14 protein-coding genes are annotated in these 16,296 nt (G+C 45.8%); 4 read left to right on the top strand and 10 right to left on the bottom strand.

Annotated elements, in window-relative coordinates; all coding sequences use genetic code 11:
- Window positions 1–14: 14 nt before the first annotated feature.
- The 4 genes from KXJ80_RS17415 to KXJ80_RS17400 all read right to left on the bottom strand — a co-directional run bounded on the left by KXJ80_RS17415 (window position 15) and on the right by KXJ80_RS17400 (window position 4,952).
- Window positions 15–650 (bottom strand): DUF2913 family protein, encoded by a 636-nt coding sequence (locus tag KXJ80_RS17415; protein WP_037425436.1) that lies wholly within the window; start codon window positions 648–650, stop codon window positions 15–17.
- Window positions 651–784: 134 nt separating this feature from the next.
- A complete protein-coding gene (locus tag KXJ80_RS17410; RefSeq protein WP_037415710.1) occupies window positions 785–1,429 on the bottom strand; it encodes a peroxiredoxin-like family protein in 645 nt (214 codons plus the stop codon).
- A gap of 337 nt (window positions 1,430–1,766) precedes the next feature.
- Window positions 1,767–3,068 carry a DEAD/DEAH box helicase gene (locus KXJ80_RS17405; RefSeq protein WP_259474469.1) on the bottom strand — a complete coding sequence of 434 codons (1,302 nt, stop codon included), beginning with the start codon at window positions 3,066–3,068 and terminating at the stop codon, window positions 1,767–1,769.
- A gap of 315 nt (window positions 3,069–3,383) precedes the next feature.
- Window positions 3,384–4,952: a methyl-accepting chemotaxis protein gene (locus KXJ80_RS17400; RefSeq protein ID WP_055647342.1), complete on the bottom strand. Its 1,569-nt coding sequence runs from the start codon at window positions 4,950–4,952 to the stop codon at window positions 3,384–3,386.
- A gap of 760 nt (window positions 4,953–5,712) precedes the next feature.
- On the opposite strand from KXJ80_RS17400, the gene KXJ80_RS17395 reads away from it, so the two are divergent.
- Window positions 5,713–6,960, top strand: coding sequence for an HD-GYP domain-containing protein (locus KXJ80_RS17395; RefSeq protein WP_218738179.1), 1,248 nt, complete (start codon window positions 5,713–5,715; stop codon window positions 6,958–6,960).
- Between the two features lie 71 nt (window positions 6,961–7,031).
- Here the strand turns inward: KXJ80_RS17395 and KXJ80_RS17390 are convergent, their stop codons facing one another.
- Window positions 7,032–8,849, bottom strand: a complete 1,818-nt coding sequence (locus KXJ80_RS17390) for an aminopeptidase P family protein (RefSeq protein ID WP_218738180.1) — start codon at window positions 8,847–8,849, stop codon at window positions 7,032–7,034.
- Window positions 8,850–9,209: 360 nt separating this feature from the next.
- On the opposite strand from KXJ80_RS17390, the gene KXJ80_RS17385 reads away from it, so the two are divergent.
- Window positions 9,210–10,004 (top strand): ROK family protein, encoded by a 795-nt coding sequence (locus tag KXJ80_RS17385; protein ID WP_037415724.1) that lies wholly within the window; start codon window positions 9,210–9,212, stop codon window positions 10,002–10,004.
- Window positions 10,005–10,063: 59 nt separating this feature from the next.
- Here KXJ80_RS17385 and bamJ read toward each other — a convergent pair whose 3' ends face one another.
- Entirely contained in the window at window positions 10,064–10,534 is a 471-nt protein-coding gene (gene bamJ, locus KXJ80_RS17380; protein ID WP_099457712.1) for a BamJ family beta-barrel-assembly machinery protein, read from the bottom strand.
- A 221-nt stretch (window positions 10,535–10,755) separates the two neighbouring features.
- On the opposite strand from bamJ, the gene KXJ80_RS17375 reads away from it, so the two are divergent.
- Window positions 10,756–12,084: a short-chain fatty acid transporter gene (locus KXJ80_RS17375; RefSeq protein WP_047534927.1), complete on the top strand. Its 1,329-nt coding sequence runs from the start codon at window positions 10,756–10,758 to the stop codon at window positions 12,082–12,084.
- A gap of 220 nt (window positions 12,085–12,304) precedes the next feature.
- Here the strand turns inward: KXJ80_RS17375 and KXJ80_RS17370 are convergent, their stop codons facing one another.
- The 4 genes from KXJ80_RS17370 to KXJ80_RS17355 form a co-directional block, all read right to left on the bottom strand.
- Complete coding sequence (locus KXJ80_RS17370) at window positions 12,305–12,733, bottom strand: DUF1294 domain-containing protein (protein WP_181382075.1); 429 nt, start codon at window positions 12,731–12,733, stop codon at window positions 12,305–12,307.
- An 11-nt stretch (window positions 12,734–12,744) separates the two neighbouring features.
- Entirely contained in the window at window positions 12,745–13,947 is a 1,203-nt protein-coding gene (locus tag KXJ80_RS17365) for a DUF418 domain-containing protein (protein WP_218738181.1), read from the bottom strand.
- A 135-nt stretch (window positions 13,948–14,082) separates the two neighbouring features.
- Window positions 14,083–14,520 carry a nucleoside deaminase gene (locus tag KXJ80_RS17360; protein WP_037415746.1) on the bottom strand — a complete coding sequence of 146 codons (438 nt, stop codon included), beginning with the start codon at window positions 14,518–14,520 and terminating at the stop codon, window positions 14,083–14,085.
- Between the two features lie 111 nt (window positions 14,521–14,631).
- Window positions 14,632–15,123: a hotdog fold domain-containing protein gene (locus KXJ80_RS17355; protein ID WP_037415749.1), complete on the bottom strand. Its 492-nt coding sequence runs from the start codon at window positions 15,121–15,123 to the stop codon at window positions 14,632–14,634.
- 237 nt (window positions 15,124–15,360) lie between these two features.
- Here KXJ80_RS17355 and KXJ80_RS17350 point away from each other — a divergent pair, with 237 nt between their 5' ends.
- Window positions 15,361–16,275, top strand: coding sequence for a polyprenyl-phosphate transporter (locus KXJ80_RS17350; RefSeq protein WP_037415751.1), 915 nt, complete (start codon window positions 15,361–15,363; stop codon window positions 16,273–16,275).
- Window positions 16,276–16,296: the final 21 nt, after the last annotated feature.

Below are 16,296 nucleotides of genomic sequence, written 5' to 3'. Positions count from 1 at the left end.
GCAGTTTTCAGCCGTTAAGCCAACAGTTGGCACAATGCAGGTTGCTGATTGTGAGGATAAATTCGATAGGTCTTATGGTGTTTGATAAGACTCGTTTTCTTATTGCCCTGGCTTATCAGCAAACCATGGGAGAGGGCGATTTGAGTCAACTGTTGCTCATCGGCACGGACATATAAGTTGATGGGTTTGATGAGCTGATTATCTTGAATATGCTGGGTAAATTCTTTTACATCAATGACTAAGCTCGATTGGCCATCGCCGTCTAGCTTCAGTTTCGTATTAATTTCTGTATCGGTAAACACTAACCACTCGCGCTCAGTCAACTCGGCAATCATAGCGTTTAACGCCGTACCTAACTCCACGTGCGAGTTTTCAACGCTCTGATATTGATGAACAATTCTTTCCAATAACCGCTTAAGTTCGGCGCCAGCACCTTGGCTGCGAGCCATACGGATCCACGTGGTCAGATCCTCGGCAACCAATTTTGAAAAGCGTTTTTCCTTCAGGGCCTCAACCATCCAGTTGCATAAAAAATGGCTTTCCTGTGCGGGTGTGCGTTGGGCTTTTTTGGCTTGAGCTGAAGTGGTTAAATCGGTAAGCCCCGCCAGTGCGAGTTCGAGTATGGCTTGATTATAGGTTTGAGAATTCATTGTGGCTCCGCCGCGGGCTAAAGGGATTGATCTGATTAAATTGGGGCGATATTTATTGCGGCGGAGCTAGTTTAGCAAAGCAGTCGCTAAATCGATAACGATTCTTAGCGGCTGCTTGGGTGGGATATGGATTATTATGGCGCACCGACGAGGCTAGCCGCCGTCAGAATCAACTTAGGCGCAGGTCTCACCTTGTAGTTGGGATTCACATATTGGAAATGGATTAATCCTTGAGTATCAGCAATATAAATTGCCGGTACTGGCAGGACTAATCTTTTATCGCCTTCGGGCGTTGTCCAAAGTGGATTATCCAGTTTTAAGCGGCTCAGGTAAGTCTCAGTAACTTGCTTGCTGGTATAAAAGGCAAGCCCAAAGGCTTGCGATGCAAGCATTTTTTCATCTGAAAGTAATAAGTATTTCAGCTCATTTTTCGCCGCCGAGGCTTTTAACAGTGCTGGAGTATCGGGTGATATACCCACTAATTGAAAACCCATTTCAATGAGTTTTGGCTCGATCGCTTTTAATTGTCCCATTTGGTTGTTGCAAAACGGGCACCAGCCGCCACGGTAAAAGAAGAAAATCGTTGGTTTTTGTGCCGTTAATTTGGCTAAATCAACATTTTGGCCATTCATGTCTTGCAAAGTGATTGCGGGGATTTGCTCGCCATTGAGTAGTGGGCTAACCGAATATTCATCTTTGGCGATAGGTTGAGCGAGCGTGCTAAAACTGCCGAGCAGTAGGCTTATGGTCAGTAAAAAGCGCTGTAGTGTGGACTGCATTAGAGCATATCTCCTTGTCATTAGTTTTTGTTTCAATTAAATATTCTGCTGTTAACGGTAAACCGTTATTAGCCTGTGTGCTTGGGTGGACTGAGCATGGGTAGTAAACGTAGAAATAAGAACGGCGAGATGCGAAATTTATTGCAGTATTTGTCGTTATTTATTGGGTTTGTTAATCAGTGCTATCACTCGGATATTGCAATAAGAACAAGATGTCCGCAAATCACTCTGAGTCAGATAGGTTTTAAATGGTAATAAAAAAGCGTCCGTTTAAGGACGCTTTAACATTATTATTAGTGTATTAAATTAGCGCGTTAAGATAGTTATCAACACAACATTATTTGAGTTTTTTGCCTTTGCTTGGGGCTTGACCAACTTTCATTTTCACGCGGCGGCCCTGCATGCTTTTTTCGGCGATGATCTGCTCGCTGACGTTGTCGAGTCGCTGTTGTTTTTTGGCAAAACTGCGACGGGTTTGCAGCTGTTTTAACAACAACTCACGGCTACCGACCTCATATCCTGGAACGGTAATGCGGCGAATTTTTTGGCCGATTAGCTTTTCAATATCCGCTAGGGTGCGCTCTTCTTCACGGCTCACAAATGAAATCGCCACGCCACTTTTACCTGCACGACCTGTTCGGCCGATACGGTGAACATAGTCTTCGGCAAGGAAGGGTAAGTCGAAGTTGACCACATACTCAAGGCTGGGAATATCTAAACCGCGGGCGGCCACTTCGGTCGCCACTAGCACACGTACTTTACCGGATACAAATTCGCGCAGCGCACGGCGACGGCTACCTTGGGCTTTTTCACCGTGGACGACTTCAGAGGGAATACCATCTAAATTTAATTCTTTAACCAGAGTATCCGCTGCATCGCGGGTCGCGGTAAACACTAACACTTGTTGCCAGTTTTTCTTACCAATCAACTCCGATAATAGCTCGCGTTTACGACGCTGCTCTACCGGATACACCACTTGGCTAACGGTATCTGCGGTGGTGTTTTGTTTATCGGCGCTGATCACTTGGGGTTTGACCATCATCTCGTTAGCCAGTTTTTTCACTGCGCTGTAGAAGGTGGCTGAAAACAGTAGGTTTTGACGCTTCTTATTGACCGCTTGAAGAATTTTTTGAATGTCGGCACTAAAGCCCATATCCAGCATGCGATCGGCTTCATCGAGCACTAAAAAGTCAACGCTGGACAGACTTAAGTTACAGGCGGTAAGGTGCTCAAGTAAACGGCCAGGGGTCGCGACAATAATATCGGCACCGCGTTTTAACTTTTGCGCTTGAGTCTCAACTTTTACGCCACCGTAGATCGTTAATACGCTGAAATTTAAATACTTGCTGTAGGCTTCAACGTTTTCTGCTACTTGGGCGGCAAGTTCGCGAGTCGGAGTGAGGATTAATACCCGCGTGTTAGATTTTAAGGTTTCACTTGGGTTTTCAACCATTTTTTGTAGTATCGGCAGTGCGAAGGCGGCGGTTTTACCTGTGCCGGTTTGCGCGCTGGCGAGCACATCTTGGCCGCGGCGGATGGCTGGGATCGCTTGCTGCTGAATCGGTGTCATTTTTTGATAACCGCAATCTGAGATAGCGCGTAAAATCTCGGGGCAAAAACTAAAAGATTCAAATCTCATTTTGGATTCCTGTCATTCACTCATTCAATCATTCAAGCGCCTTACCCTATTACAGACACTTTTACAGCAAAGTATTCTGCCATGGGCGAACGTTAACGCACTTGTTTGTGCCTTTCTAACGCTTAGCGGTCAGAAAAATGGCGGGCGCGGAGTATAGCAAAATTTTCGGTTAAAACCTGTACTTTTTAACCCTTTGGCCGTTTATAACGATATTGCTGCTGTTTTGCTGATAATCAGAGGATTAACTTAAGGCGTGGATTGGCTTGGATAAAGGATGCCGCGCTATTGTGTGTCGACAATCGCGCGGCATTACAGCTAGCCAAAGGCGCGGCGTAGGCCAAGTGCTTTTTCAGCGCTGTGTTTTAAATGATTGGCGGCATCACCAATCTGATGCGTTGCCGCGAGGTTTTCACTGCTGCTTTGGGTGATGAAATGAATATTGTTGGTGATTTCATGCACCACTTGGCGCTGCTGATCGGCGGCCACCGCATTTTGCTGTGCAAAGGTGTGGATCTCGCTGACTTCTTGGTAAATGGTGTTGACGTTTTTGGCGGAGGTTTGAATGTCGTTAGCGCATTGCTCTGCATGTTGGCGGCTTTGCTCCATTTCTTTTGCCCACGCATTTAACATGCTGAACATCTTATCGACACTCTGCGAAATACTGTTGGTCGATAACTGAGTGCGGCTCGACAAGGCGCGCACTTCATCGGCCACCACCGCAAAGCCGCGTCCTTGTTCACCGGCTCTCGCGGCTTCAATGGCGGCATTGAGGGCAAGCAGGTTAGTTTGCTCAGCAATAGAATCAATCTCACCCATGGCACTGGCAACTCGTTCAGCTTCTTGATTAAGCAGATTGGCATTATTCGCGGCATCGGCGACGGATTTAGCCAGCTGTTCGACCTTTTGGGTATTAGCCTTCATATTCGCGCTGCTTTTTAGGCAGAGATCATAGGCGGTATTAATGCTGGTTGAGGTTCGTTGAGTGTTTTGAGCAACTTCGGTAATCGTCGAACTCATTTCTTCCATTGCACTTGCCAGTTGCTCGAGCTGGTTTTTCTCTTGATCTAGGCTGGCATAGGTTTGTTCAGTGGTAACCACAAGTTGATCGGCTATCGCATGCAATTGATTGGCTTGATCTTGAGTGCGGCCGAGTACGCCATTCATCTTGGCTTGTAATAAAATCAATTGAAAATCGAGAATCGATGAGGTGTCAGCTCCCGAGTAGATGTAGCGACTTATAGAATCGTATTTTGTTTGCATATCAATCAACTTGGCCGGAATACGAAAGGCTTCATCGTAGAAGATAGCTAAGTTAAGGCCCATTAAAATCGCGCCAGCGATAATCACTCCCCAACCCCAAAGGTAACCCGCAATTAATAATCCTGTCGATGCAACTACAGCAGAGACAACACGTTTTTGCATTAAACTAAGTGGCTTAGTAATGGATTTATTGTCCAATAACCTGCGGTAAATAGCTGTTGCTCTAGTGACATAGGCTGCCTGCGGTTGCAGACGAACCGACTGATAACCAACAATTGTGCCATTCTCAAACACGGGAGAAACAAAGGCATCAACCCAATAAAAATCGCCATTTTTACAGCGATTTTTAACTATGCCACGCCAAGATTGGCCGGATTTTAGTTTTTGCCACATCTCTTTAAAAGCGGCACTAGGCATATCGGGATGACGTACTTTGTTATGCTGATGCCCAATTAATTCTTCGGCACTGTATCCTGATACTTCGGCAAATCGTTGATTAACATAAGTAATAATCCCGCGGGTATCTGTGGTGGATATCAATTCGTCTTGAGGAGTGAGGCGGATCTCTTGTGCGTGATGATGGTTGTTACTGATTTTATTGTGACTAGGGTTACTCTGGCTCATTTCGTGTGTCCATTCTGGGCCGATATTATGATTAGGGTAAATGTAATGCTAAAGCTTGTGCCGACTCTCATGGGGGTCGGCTAATTATGTGATAATGGTATCATTTTTGTGTGGATATTGGAGAGTGGTTTTTAGCATTACCCATAAGAAAAGTAATGTATTTTTCTTTTTATAACTTTTTAAAAATATTAGTTTTTTATTGCTATTTAAACGAGTGTTTATCCTGTCTTGTAGCCAAATTTATGTCATATTCACCTTCATGTGAGATGAAGTTATTCGGGAGAATCCTCAATATATGGCAACCATTCTTGGCGTCTTTGACTAAACTTGTTAGGCGTGTTGATGTTTAAGGATTATTTGGGCGAATTTAATGGCATTTGTGCAAGGTAAAGTCCGTAGATGCAGTGCTTTTGCATAAAAGGGCGCTAAGATAAATAAATGCTGCCTAAATGGGTTTTATGGCAAGCATTTACGCTTACTCAGTCTTAAGAACCGTTCGTTATTTGAATAAAAGAATGACACTTCATTCCTTATTTCGGCGAGCGCTAGCTTGGCAGAAGGAGCCAAATTTAATTTCATAAATGTCAGCAGGCAGTCGTAATGTGAACACATTTTTAAGCATTATGGGTTTTAGTCCGCATTTAATTGGTTTTGTGCAAGTCATTATCTTGTTAAATAAAATTGCGAGACCTAGGTCGATAAATTGTGAACTTAGGCTTTAAATCATCCAAAGGTAGTACTTGATTGCAAAGGGATTTTTATGGCAAGAGCACTGCCGAGTGACTTTGCTCGTTATACATCAGGTTTAACTCATTGGCGCCGAGTGATTTTTAAACGGTTATTTGGGTTTCTTGCGATCCTGTGTGTGCCTGTGTATTTCACCAGTGTTTATCTTTGTATTGCTGCCGATTTATGGGGCATGGCGATTTTTGATACCTTTGCATATTTCTTATTAGTCTTATTGCTTTTTTATCCTCATTTTTCTGATCGGCTTAGATTTAGTTTAGGATGTTTGCTTGCCTATGCCATTGGTGTTGGATTTCTTATTGCGATAGGGCCGTCAGGCGCTGGATTTTTCTGGCTATTTATTTTCCCTCCGCTGAGTAACATTTTTTTAGGCACTAAGGCGAGCATATACGCCCAAGTTTTAAATGGTGTGAGCTTAATTTTGATTGGGGTGGCGTATCATTATGAGTGGCTGATTTGGCCCGTCACTCAAGGATATAGCACTGGCATTTGGGTTGTTGTTTCAATCAATTTCCTCGTAACCAATGCTATGGTAACTCTGACTATCGCCTATCTCTTAGGCAAGTTAACTTCCTCCCTCGATTCTACACTAGCTTCTCGACAAGCGACTGTACTGGGTTTAGCTAAGCTTGCTGAATATCGAGATAATGAAACCGGAGCGCACTTATTGAGAATGCGGCAATACTCTAAAATGCTCGCTGCCCAGCGGATGTTGGCTGACAATTCGCCTCCAGAATTAGATGAAGACTTTATCCAAGATATTAGCTTATCGGCAATTTTGCATGACATAGGCAAAGTTGGCATTGCCGATGCGATTTTGCTAAAACCAGGCCGGTTAACTCCAGATGAGTTTGAACAAATTAAGGCGCATCCCGTTATTGGGGGGCAGGTTCTGGCCAGTTTGTTAGAGTATGCTCCCCAATGCACCTTTATCAAAATGGGTAGAGATATTGCCTCTGGACACCACGAAAAATGGGATGGTAGTGGTTATCCACTTGGATTAAAAGAAGAAAATATTCCCTTATCCGCAAGAATTGTCGCTCTAGTCGATGTTTATGATGCGTTAACATCCCCACGCTGCTATAAGCGTCCTTTTAGTCATGAAGATGCCAAAGCCATGATTCTTGAGGGCCGAGCCAAACATTTTGATCCTGTGTTAGTCGATTGTTTTATGCAAATTCATACCGAGTTTGAGGTGCTTTCAAAAGCTTCGTTGCTGGATGATCCCCAGTCGACTGTAGCGCAGCCTAAGATGGTGTGATTTTATTAGGCGAAAACAATAAGCCCAAGACAATCGTCTTGGGCTTATTTAATGAGATTTACCTGTGGGGGTTAGATAGATTGTGTTGCTTTTGTCAGCCACTCAAGCTCACTGCCTGACATTAATGGCGACAAAGTTTTAAACACTTTCTGATGGTAAGCATTAAACCAGTCGATTTCGCCTTGTGTTAACAGGCGCTTATCGATAAGGCGGGCATCCATGGGGATCAGCGTTAGGGCATCGAATTCATACATTTCACGCTCGGCACCCTTTAAGGCTTCGCAATGCTGCACTACCACTAGATTTTCGAGGCGAATGCCAAAACTGTCGGCGCGGTAATAACCTGGCTCATTTGATAACACCATGCCAGGCATTAAGGCGATAGCATTAAGATTTTTACCGATGCGCTGTGGACCTTCATGCACACTCAGGAAATGACCGACGCCATGGCCTGTGCCGTGGTCGTAATCAAAGCCATGTTGCCACAGATATTGGCGGGCAAAAGCATCGAGTTGTTGGCCTGTCGTGCCTTTAGGGTAGCGGGCTTGATCTAAGGCGATATGGCCTTTAAGTACCAGTGTCACCATCTTTTTCTGTTCATCACTTACTTCGCCAATGGCGATGGTGCGGGTGACGTCCGTGGTGCCGTCCAGATATTGAGCGCCAGAATCCACTAAGTAGATGCTGTTCATCGTCATCATCGCAGGCGTGCCATTGTTATGGTTATAGTGACACATGGCCGCATTGGCACCAGCGGCGGAGATAGTGTCGAAGCTTGGCTCGCGATACTTGGGATCTTCGAGGCGGAAACTTTCTAACTTGTCGGCAAGAGTGGCTTCATCGTGCAGACGATTAGCCACGACTTCGGCATCGAGCCATGCAAGAAAACGGCTCACTGCTACACCATCACGGATATGGCTGGCACGCATGCCCGCTAATTCGGCGGCATTTTTTTGGGCTTTAGGCAGAGAGACTGGGTCGATACCAGCAATCAATTTGGCGCCAGCATCGCGGGCAAGATTTTGCGCCCAAGCGTTAGCAGAGTTGGGATCGGCCAGCAGTTTCACACTCTGTAAGCTTGCCAAGGTATCGGCAAGTGAAGCTTCACTGTTAAAGCTCACACCCGCTCCAACGTGTTCCTCAATGCCTTCGGGGAGTTTGCTCAAATCGGTAAACAGCTGCATATCACCATTGGCATGGAGCAGGGCGCAGCCGAGCACGACAGGGAGGCGAGGAACATCATTACCACGGATATTAAGCAGCCAGCAGAAAGAATCTAAAGCGGCAATCAGCGCAACATCGGCGCCGGCTTTTTTGACTAGTGCGCCAATCTCGGTCCGTTTTTGCAGGCTGGTCTTACCCGCACTTTCATTACTAAATAAGGTGATAGCTGCGCTCGACGGTGCAGGTCGATTTTGCCAGTGCTTATCAATCGGATTCTGTTCGACGGCAACCAGTTCAATTTGGGCTTTCGCTAACGTCGCTTTGGCGTTTTCAAACCAGGCTAAGGTGTGTAAACGGGCATCAAATCCGACACGTGAATCTGCGGGTAACGTGTCGCATAACCATTCGATTTGCGGAGTGTCTGTCAGGCTTTCATAGCTAAAGAGGTTTGCATCGACCTGTAAACGCACTTGTACCGTATAACGACCATCGGTAAAAATGGCGGCTTTGTCTTTTAGGACAATGGCCATGCCGGCTGAACCGGTAAAATCCGTCGCCCAATAAAGACGCTCATTGTGCTCTGGCACATATTCGCCTAAATACTCATCGGCGCGCGGAATAATGAAGGCGTCTAGGTTGGCGTTTGCTAGCTCGCTACGAATGGCGACAAGACGGTTGGCAATCTTATTTGATTGCAATGGTTGTGACGACGAAGGTAACGACATAGGGGCTCCAAATTGATGGCATGGGCTACAAAGGTAGGCTGCCAAATTATCATGGGTAATGCTGGCGAAAAGGATGCAAATTGACAGCGATTATCGCAAGCTCAGCAACAAAGTTGCAAGGTATGGAATAAAGGATTTTGTATACAATTTTGTTTTTAGGCAACATTTTGTGATGAAAATGGCTGTGATCTCTCGCTAATAATCAAATTGAATTGCTATCTTAATCACTCTGGAATCATGACTAATTCTTACAAATTAGCTACTTAAGTTTTATTCAATCGCTAATATTGACCCATTATGCTAACATTCGCCATCTCCGCTCGGGGTCAGAGGGGAGCACATGTATCAGTGGAGTTGGCGATGCAAACATTAACAATAGACGTGGGCGGTAGCAAAGCCCTGTTCGAACTTCAACTCAAGGGGCATACAGAACAATATAAAATCCCCACGGGTGAAGGCTTTAAAATTGAAGACTTAAATAATCAAATCGCGGCGTTGGAACGGGATTATGATTTACAGCATTACCATTTAGCGATCGCTGTACCAGGGCTTGTACAACAGAATCGTTTGGTATCTTGTAAATCCTTGCCCGGTTTAAATGGGTTGAGTTTTGATACCTTGAAAACCCAAGGTCAGCTTAAGTTTATCTGCAATGATATCGATGCGGGCATGCAGGCAACCTGTGATGAAAAATATGCCTGTGAGTTGTTAGTCATGTGTGGCACCGGTATCGGTATGTCGATTGCCTTTAACGGCAAAGCGTACACCGGCGCAACTGGCGTCGCTGGTGAGTTAGGGCATTGCCGAGTGATGACAGAATCGGGGGAGTTCACTTTAGAGCAGCTTGCCAGTGGTGATTCTATTCGTAGTCGGAAGATTTCTACTGCCGATGATGTATACCGTGCAGGTACTTATCTTGGTATGGGACTCGCATGGGCGGTAAATCTCTTTAATCCTAATCGGATCTGGTTAGCGGGCGGCATGATGAACAGTGCGCCTTACTATAAAGGATGTCTGGATAGTTTAAGACGCATGGCCTTGAGTGCGCCATTAGCCGAAATGAAGATTAATCGCGTCGATGATATGGAAACCTTAGTTTGCCGTGGTTTATCAGTGATCTTGGCAAGGGATTTTTCGGATAAGGCAGATTCGTAAAAAACGGAGATAGAAAAAACAAAGCCCTGCAATGCGGGGCTTTGTTTTTAATGCAGAAATTAATTTATCTTCAACAGTTCAACATCAAAAATCAGTACCGAACCACCGCCAATTTTGCCTGTGCTACGATTGCCGTAGGCAAGCTCACTTGGAATAAAGAAGCGATACTTATCGCCTTCGACCATCAGTTGCACGCCTTCGGTCCAACCTTTAATCACCCGATCCAACGGGAAGGCAATGGGCTCACCGCGCTCGACCGAGCTATCAAATACGGTACCGTCGATCAAAGTGCCATGGTAATGAACGGTCACTGTATCGCTCGCCTTGGGATGAACTGTGCCTGAGCCTTGATTTAACACTTGATATTGCAAACCTGAGGCGGTGGTTTTCACACCTTCTTTGGTTTTATTTTGTGCTAAAAATTCATTACCTAAACGGATATTTTCTTGGGCCGCTTTTTGGTTATTCATCGAGGTAAAGAAGTAAAAAATCACCCCAGCAATCACAACAACGGCAAGTAACATTTTCATTTTAAGGAACACCTTAGTCAATTTTGGCTATGTTATCAGTTTTTTAGCGTGAGAGGCTAGCGATGTTCGTGCGCGTAGCCGTGGATGATTCGCGTTACATTTTCTCACGCTTTAAAAGCATCCGAAGACTTTATCCAGCTTTAGATATCGCTTAACCTGTGGTATTAGACTCTATAAAAACTCAATAAAAACAGATAAGAAGAATAAACAAGGATAGTCCTATGTTAACCAAAGCCGCAAAACCGTTGGTCAAGCTTGTCGACCGTTATTTACCCGATCCCTATATTTTTGTCTTACTCCTCACGCTAGTCGTGATGATTTCGGCCGTGGTCGCCGAGCAAAAAACACCCATGGACGTCATCAGTTACTGGGGCGATGGCTTTTGGGCACTACTGAGTTTTTCAATGCAGATGCTGTTAGTGCTGGTGGCGGGATTTATGCTCGCCAGCTCACCACCGATAAAAAAATTGCTCGATGCCATCGCCGGCTTGGCTAAGTCTGCGCCGCAGGCGATTATCTTAGTGACGCTGGTTTCTCTGGCTGCCAGTTGGATTAACTGGGGCTTTGGTTTGGTAGTCGGCGCGTTATTTGCCAAAGCGTTGGCCCGTAAAGTGAGAGTGGATTATCGTTTATTGGTTGCTAGTGCTTACTCTGGTTTTGTGGTTTGGCACGGCGGCTTGGCGGGGTCTATTCCGTTAACCATTGCCACTGCGGGGCATTTCTCAGAATCACAAATTGGCATTATCTCTACCAGTGAGACCATTTTTGCCAGTTTTAACTTGCTGTTAGTACTGATTTTGTTTGTGGTTATGCCACTGGTAAACCGTTTTATGTTGCCAGAAGAAAAAGACAGCATCTATATCGACCCTAAGGCGCTTGAGGATGGAGGCGCAGACGATAAAGCGGCGCAGTTAACGGCCAATACGACTCGCCCTGCGGATAAATTAGAAAACAGTCGCTTGCTCGGTTGGAGTGTCGGCGGCGCGGGACTCGTTTACTTAGGCTATTACTTTGCAGTGCAGGGCGGCAGCTTAAACCTTAATTTAGTTAACTTTTTATTTTTGTTCCTTGCCATAGTGCTGCATCAAACGCCACGCAGTTTATTGCTGAGTCTTAACGAAGCGATTAAAGGCGGTGCGGGCATTGTGATTCAGTTCCCCTTCTACGCAGGCATTATGGCGGTGATGATGCAATCGGGTTTAGCCCAAAGTATCTCCGAAGGATTTGTAGCCATTGCCAGCGCTGAAAGCCTGCCATTTTGGAGCTTTATCAGCGCAGGCATTGTGAACATTTTTGTGCCTTCGGGGGGCGGACAATGGGCGGTGCAGGCGCCGATTATGTTGCCAGCCGCCGAAGCCTTGGGCGCCGATGTGGCACGTGTTGCTATGGCCGTAGCTTGGGGTGATGCGTGGACCAATCTTATTCAGCCTTTCTGGGCTCTGCCTGTGCTGGCCATCGCCGGATTAAAGGCGCGGGATATCATGGGATTCTGTTTAATGCAGTTGATTATCACAGGAGTCATTATCAGTATCGCCCTAAGCTGGTTTTAAGTACTGATATAGCTATAAATTTCCCCGTTAAAAGAAGTAACAGTTAACGGGGCTAATTTTTTCATTGCGACTTCCGTATTGTGTTAATTCCAAATGTGGCCGACATTTTGTTATGTATGAGCCTTGAATTAGCGTCCCTAAGGGCTCTACAACTTGTAGGCATGCTGACATTCGTATCTTCAGATTGATTGGGGATTCAGGTTGATTGGAGATGCGCGCTTTAAATCAATCTATCCATCACTCCGGTTTGGAGCCCATAACCCAGCAAGGCCAAGTTGGTTACTACCGTTAGCCAAAACAGTTTACGAAAGGCCGTTTTTACTGATTTATGGCGTAGAAGGTGCTGGGCAAACAGTGCGCCGGGCCAGCCGCCCATCAGCGACATCAGGTGCAAAGTACTTTCTTTGGTGCGCCATTTACCTCTTTTAGCGGCTGATTTATCAACGGTGTAGGTGATAAAAGTGCATACACTCAGCGCCAGATATAAACCAGCAATCGCGACTGGCAGCATATGCCACCAAGCCGCACTAATTAGCATGGCGAGAAAGGCCAGTGCTAATAACAATGGCATCGAACTCGCCTTGCTGTGAATCACTCTCGGCTTTGAGGCGCGGGGCGAGCGGGTGTGAGTCGTTTTTTTGTTGTTCATTTGTTCTGGTGCTAGGGACGAATGGATTTAAAGGCGAGGTGGCGCCAGAGTTTTTCGAGCGGCCCTTGCTTAAAGTAGCGTAAATATACACTCGCAAGCAGCAATTGCAGTAGCGAATAACCCAAGGCTATTGCCATATAACCGCCTCTATTGAGGGTTAACAGTAACTCAGGGGCAAAGTGGCGAAAGATAAATACGCCAACGATAGATTGCAGAATATAAAGGCTAAAGGCGAGTTTGCCGACATTTTGCAGTGGCTTTAGCACGGTCGAGCGGTTTTGGCAGATATAAACCACTATATGGATATAAATCAGCGCCATCGGGATAGCACTCAGCATGACTAGAATGTCTGAAAACATCACCAGTATGGGGTTTTTGGTTAAGCCTAATAGGGTATCCATGGAGGATAACACTAAGGTGGCTAAAGCGAGTTTGAGTAAGGTGTTACGGTCAAAACCCTGTTCAAAGATGCCCTGTTGATAGAGTGCCATCCCCAGCAACATTAAGCCTGCCGTAAACCACATTAAGGTAAAAGGGATCACGAGCGCCATATAGCCAACTTGAATTAAATGCAGCAGCAGTTGGTTGGGGTAACTCGATGTCCAAGCGCTGTATTGCTCGGCAAAAAGCACTGATTCGCGGGTAAACAGTTCGTCACTGCCGCTAAGCGCTATTAAGCTGATCATCACTAAGGCAATGAAAATAAAAATATTGGCCTTACGTTTCAACTCAGTGATGCTGGCATCACGGTAACAAAGTGCTAAAAATCCACTGATCCCATAGGTCAGTAAAATATCACCGGGCCAGATAATAATGCCGTGGAGCAGGCCAAAGACAATTAACCATTTCAAGCGTGAGCTTAGCAGCGAATAAGCGGCCAAGCCCTTGTTGCTAAATCGCTGAAATTGAATATAAAGCCCAACACCAAAAAGGATAGAAAATAGGCTGATAAAGCGCCCTTCAATAAAGAAATTGCTAACGCTTTGGAGGATTTGGTCTGAAAGTAAGGGGATTTGATGGGGCGCATAGCCATAAAAACTTATCCCCATAAAATAGATATTCATAAAAAATATCCCCAAGACGGCTAAGCCCCGAATCGCATCGAGGTTGGCATTGCGAGTACTTGGGATCGAGTGATCGTGAGTGTGATTCGCCTTTGAGGGATTTGCCCAAGGATCTTTAGCAGCTTGAGTGATAGGTTTGATAGTAGGCATCCTTTCTCTACACGAAATGGGGTAAACCGAGTCGGAGCTCAGCTCCGTTCAATTTTATGGTACAAGGCCTTCACCGAACTGGTGCTTAAGGCATATCACTGCTGGACCATTCGATAAGTGCTACAAACAGCGTTGCTATTCACCAATATCTTCGTTCCATAGCTGTGGCTTGGCGGCGATAAAATCGCGCATCAGTTGTTTACACTCGGGGTTGTCCACCACTGTCACGTCGACTCCGCGGGACTGTACATAGGCTTCCGGCCCTTGAAAAGTGACATTTTCACCGACCACTACCTTAGGGATGCCGTAGAGTAAAATTGCGCCACTGCACATATCGCAGGGGGAGAGGGTGGAATAGAGCGTGGCCTTTTGATAATCGGCGGCGGTCAATCTGCCAGCGTTTTCGAGGCAATCCATCTCAGCGTGTAACACGGCGCTGCCTTGCTGCACGCGTTTATTATGCCCGCGGGCGACAATTTTACCGTCAATCACTAATACTGAGCCAATGGGGATACCGCCTTCGGCTAATCCTTGTTTGGCTTCATCAATGGCGGCCTGTAAAAATTCATCCATGTTGTCCCCCTGTTAGATTGTTTTGCTTAGCATAGCAGTCCGTAAGGTTTGGGCAAGACAACTTAACTTGTTATCTTGCTTGACGATTAACCTTGGCTCGGTGGCGTTAACTTATTTTTGCGGCTTTTCTGAAATCCATAATTTGATATGCCCCTTCACGACCACGACGCCTTGAGTGTCGTAGGCGGTTACGGGCACCAGCATATCGCCGGGGGCCCATTGCTCTGGCGTGACTTCAGCCACACACAAAATATCGCTGCCCGCTTTGGCGGTGTAATCCACACTCATGCCCTTAGGGATCCAGCGTAAATGGGCGGGTATTGAGGCTTCGGCCATCACGCCCATTGCCATTTCTAGGCCATTACAAATTGCAATCACGTGCACCGTTTTTATATGGTTATGAACAGCATGACGTTTTTTTATTAAACATGAACAGTAGTTAAGGCGCAATTCAGTGATCAGTGGTTTGATGGTGCCAAAATAAGGCGCCATACGTGACACCATCATTGAGAAGATTTTTTGGCCAAAGGGTAAACCTTGGGTCTTGTGGTAAAGCGCAAGCACCTTGTTCGGTTTGGTACGGGTTTCTTCGTGAGTACTCATGTTTATCCTTCATCGGAGTGCAAACTAAGGGGGATAATCTTTGGCCAATGATGATGTTAGGTCTTAGTGGCGCGGTTATCTTTTTCTGGTCGGATGAGTGTAACATTGAGGTAACAATAATTGCCAGTCGGCTGAATTAAGTAAACTTCATTTCGCTGTTTTTAGGCTAACACCGTATAATCACGACAAATTTGTCATCAATGACACCACATATTGATTTAGCAACAAGGACTTACATTGAAATATTTGCTGACCTATTTTAAGGGCATGGCCATGGGCGCCGCCGATGTGGTGCCAGGGGTTTCGGGCGGCACCATCGCCTTCATTACTGGCATTCTTGATACCTTGCTTGAAAGCGTTAAGCGCATCAATCCATCCCTTTGGGGTGTGATTAAGTCGCAGGGGCTAAAAGGCGCTTTTATACATATCAATGGCGGATTTTTAGTGAGTTTATTGGCGGGGATCCTGACCAGTATTTTTAGCTTCGCTAAGCTGATTTCGTGGTTGCTGGTGGCGCATCCCATTCCGATTTGGTCATTCTTCTTTGGCTTAATCATTATTTCTGTGGTGCATATGCTCAAGCAGGTGAGCGGCTTTACGCTGGCACGCTTAGGTTTATTCGTGCTCGGCGTGTTAGCTGCTTGGGCAATTACTGTGCTTAATCCTGTGTCGGTGGAAGCCAGTTACTTAAATATCTTCTTTGGCGGTGCGATTGCGATTTGTGCCATGGTGTTACCCGGGATTTCGGGCAGTTTTATCTTATTATTGCTTGGTTTATATCCTGTAGTACTCGCAGCGGCGAAAAATATTCAACTGGATATTCTAGCGTGTTTTGCTGTGGGGGCCGTAATGGGGTTACTGACATTTAGCCATTTATTGTCGGCGCTGCTACGTAAATACCATGATGCTACTATCGTGTTTTTAACCGGATTGATGCTTGGTACCTTAGGCAAAATTTGGCCTTGGAAACAAACCTTAACCTGGCAGACCAACTCCCATGGCGAGCAAGTGCCTTTGCTGGAACAAAATATTTCGCCACTTAATTTTGAGCAAGTGACTGGCCAGCCCTCACAACTCTTGTTTGCTATTGTGTGCATGTTAGCGGCGATTGCTTTAGTGTGGGGCTTAGAAAAGGTTGGTAAACGGGATTAGCTAATTCTGTGGATGATGTTG

The organism is Shewanella xiamenensis, assembly GCF_024971755.1.
GTDB classification, from domain to species: domain Bacteria; phylum Pseudomonadota; class Gammaproteobacteria; order Enterobacterales; family Shewanellaceae; genus Shewanella; species Shewanella xiamenensis.
Note: the sequence above shows the minus strand (reverse complement) of the source record. Positions and strands in the feature narration are given on the sequence as shown.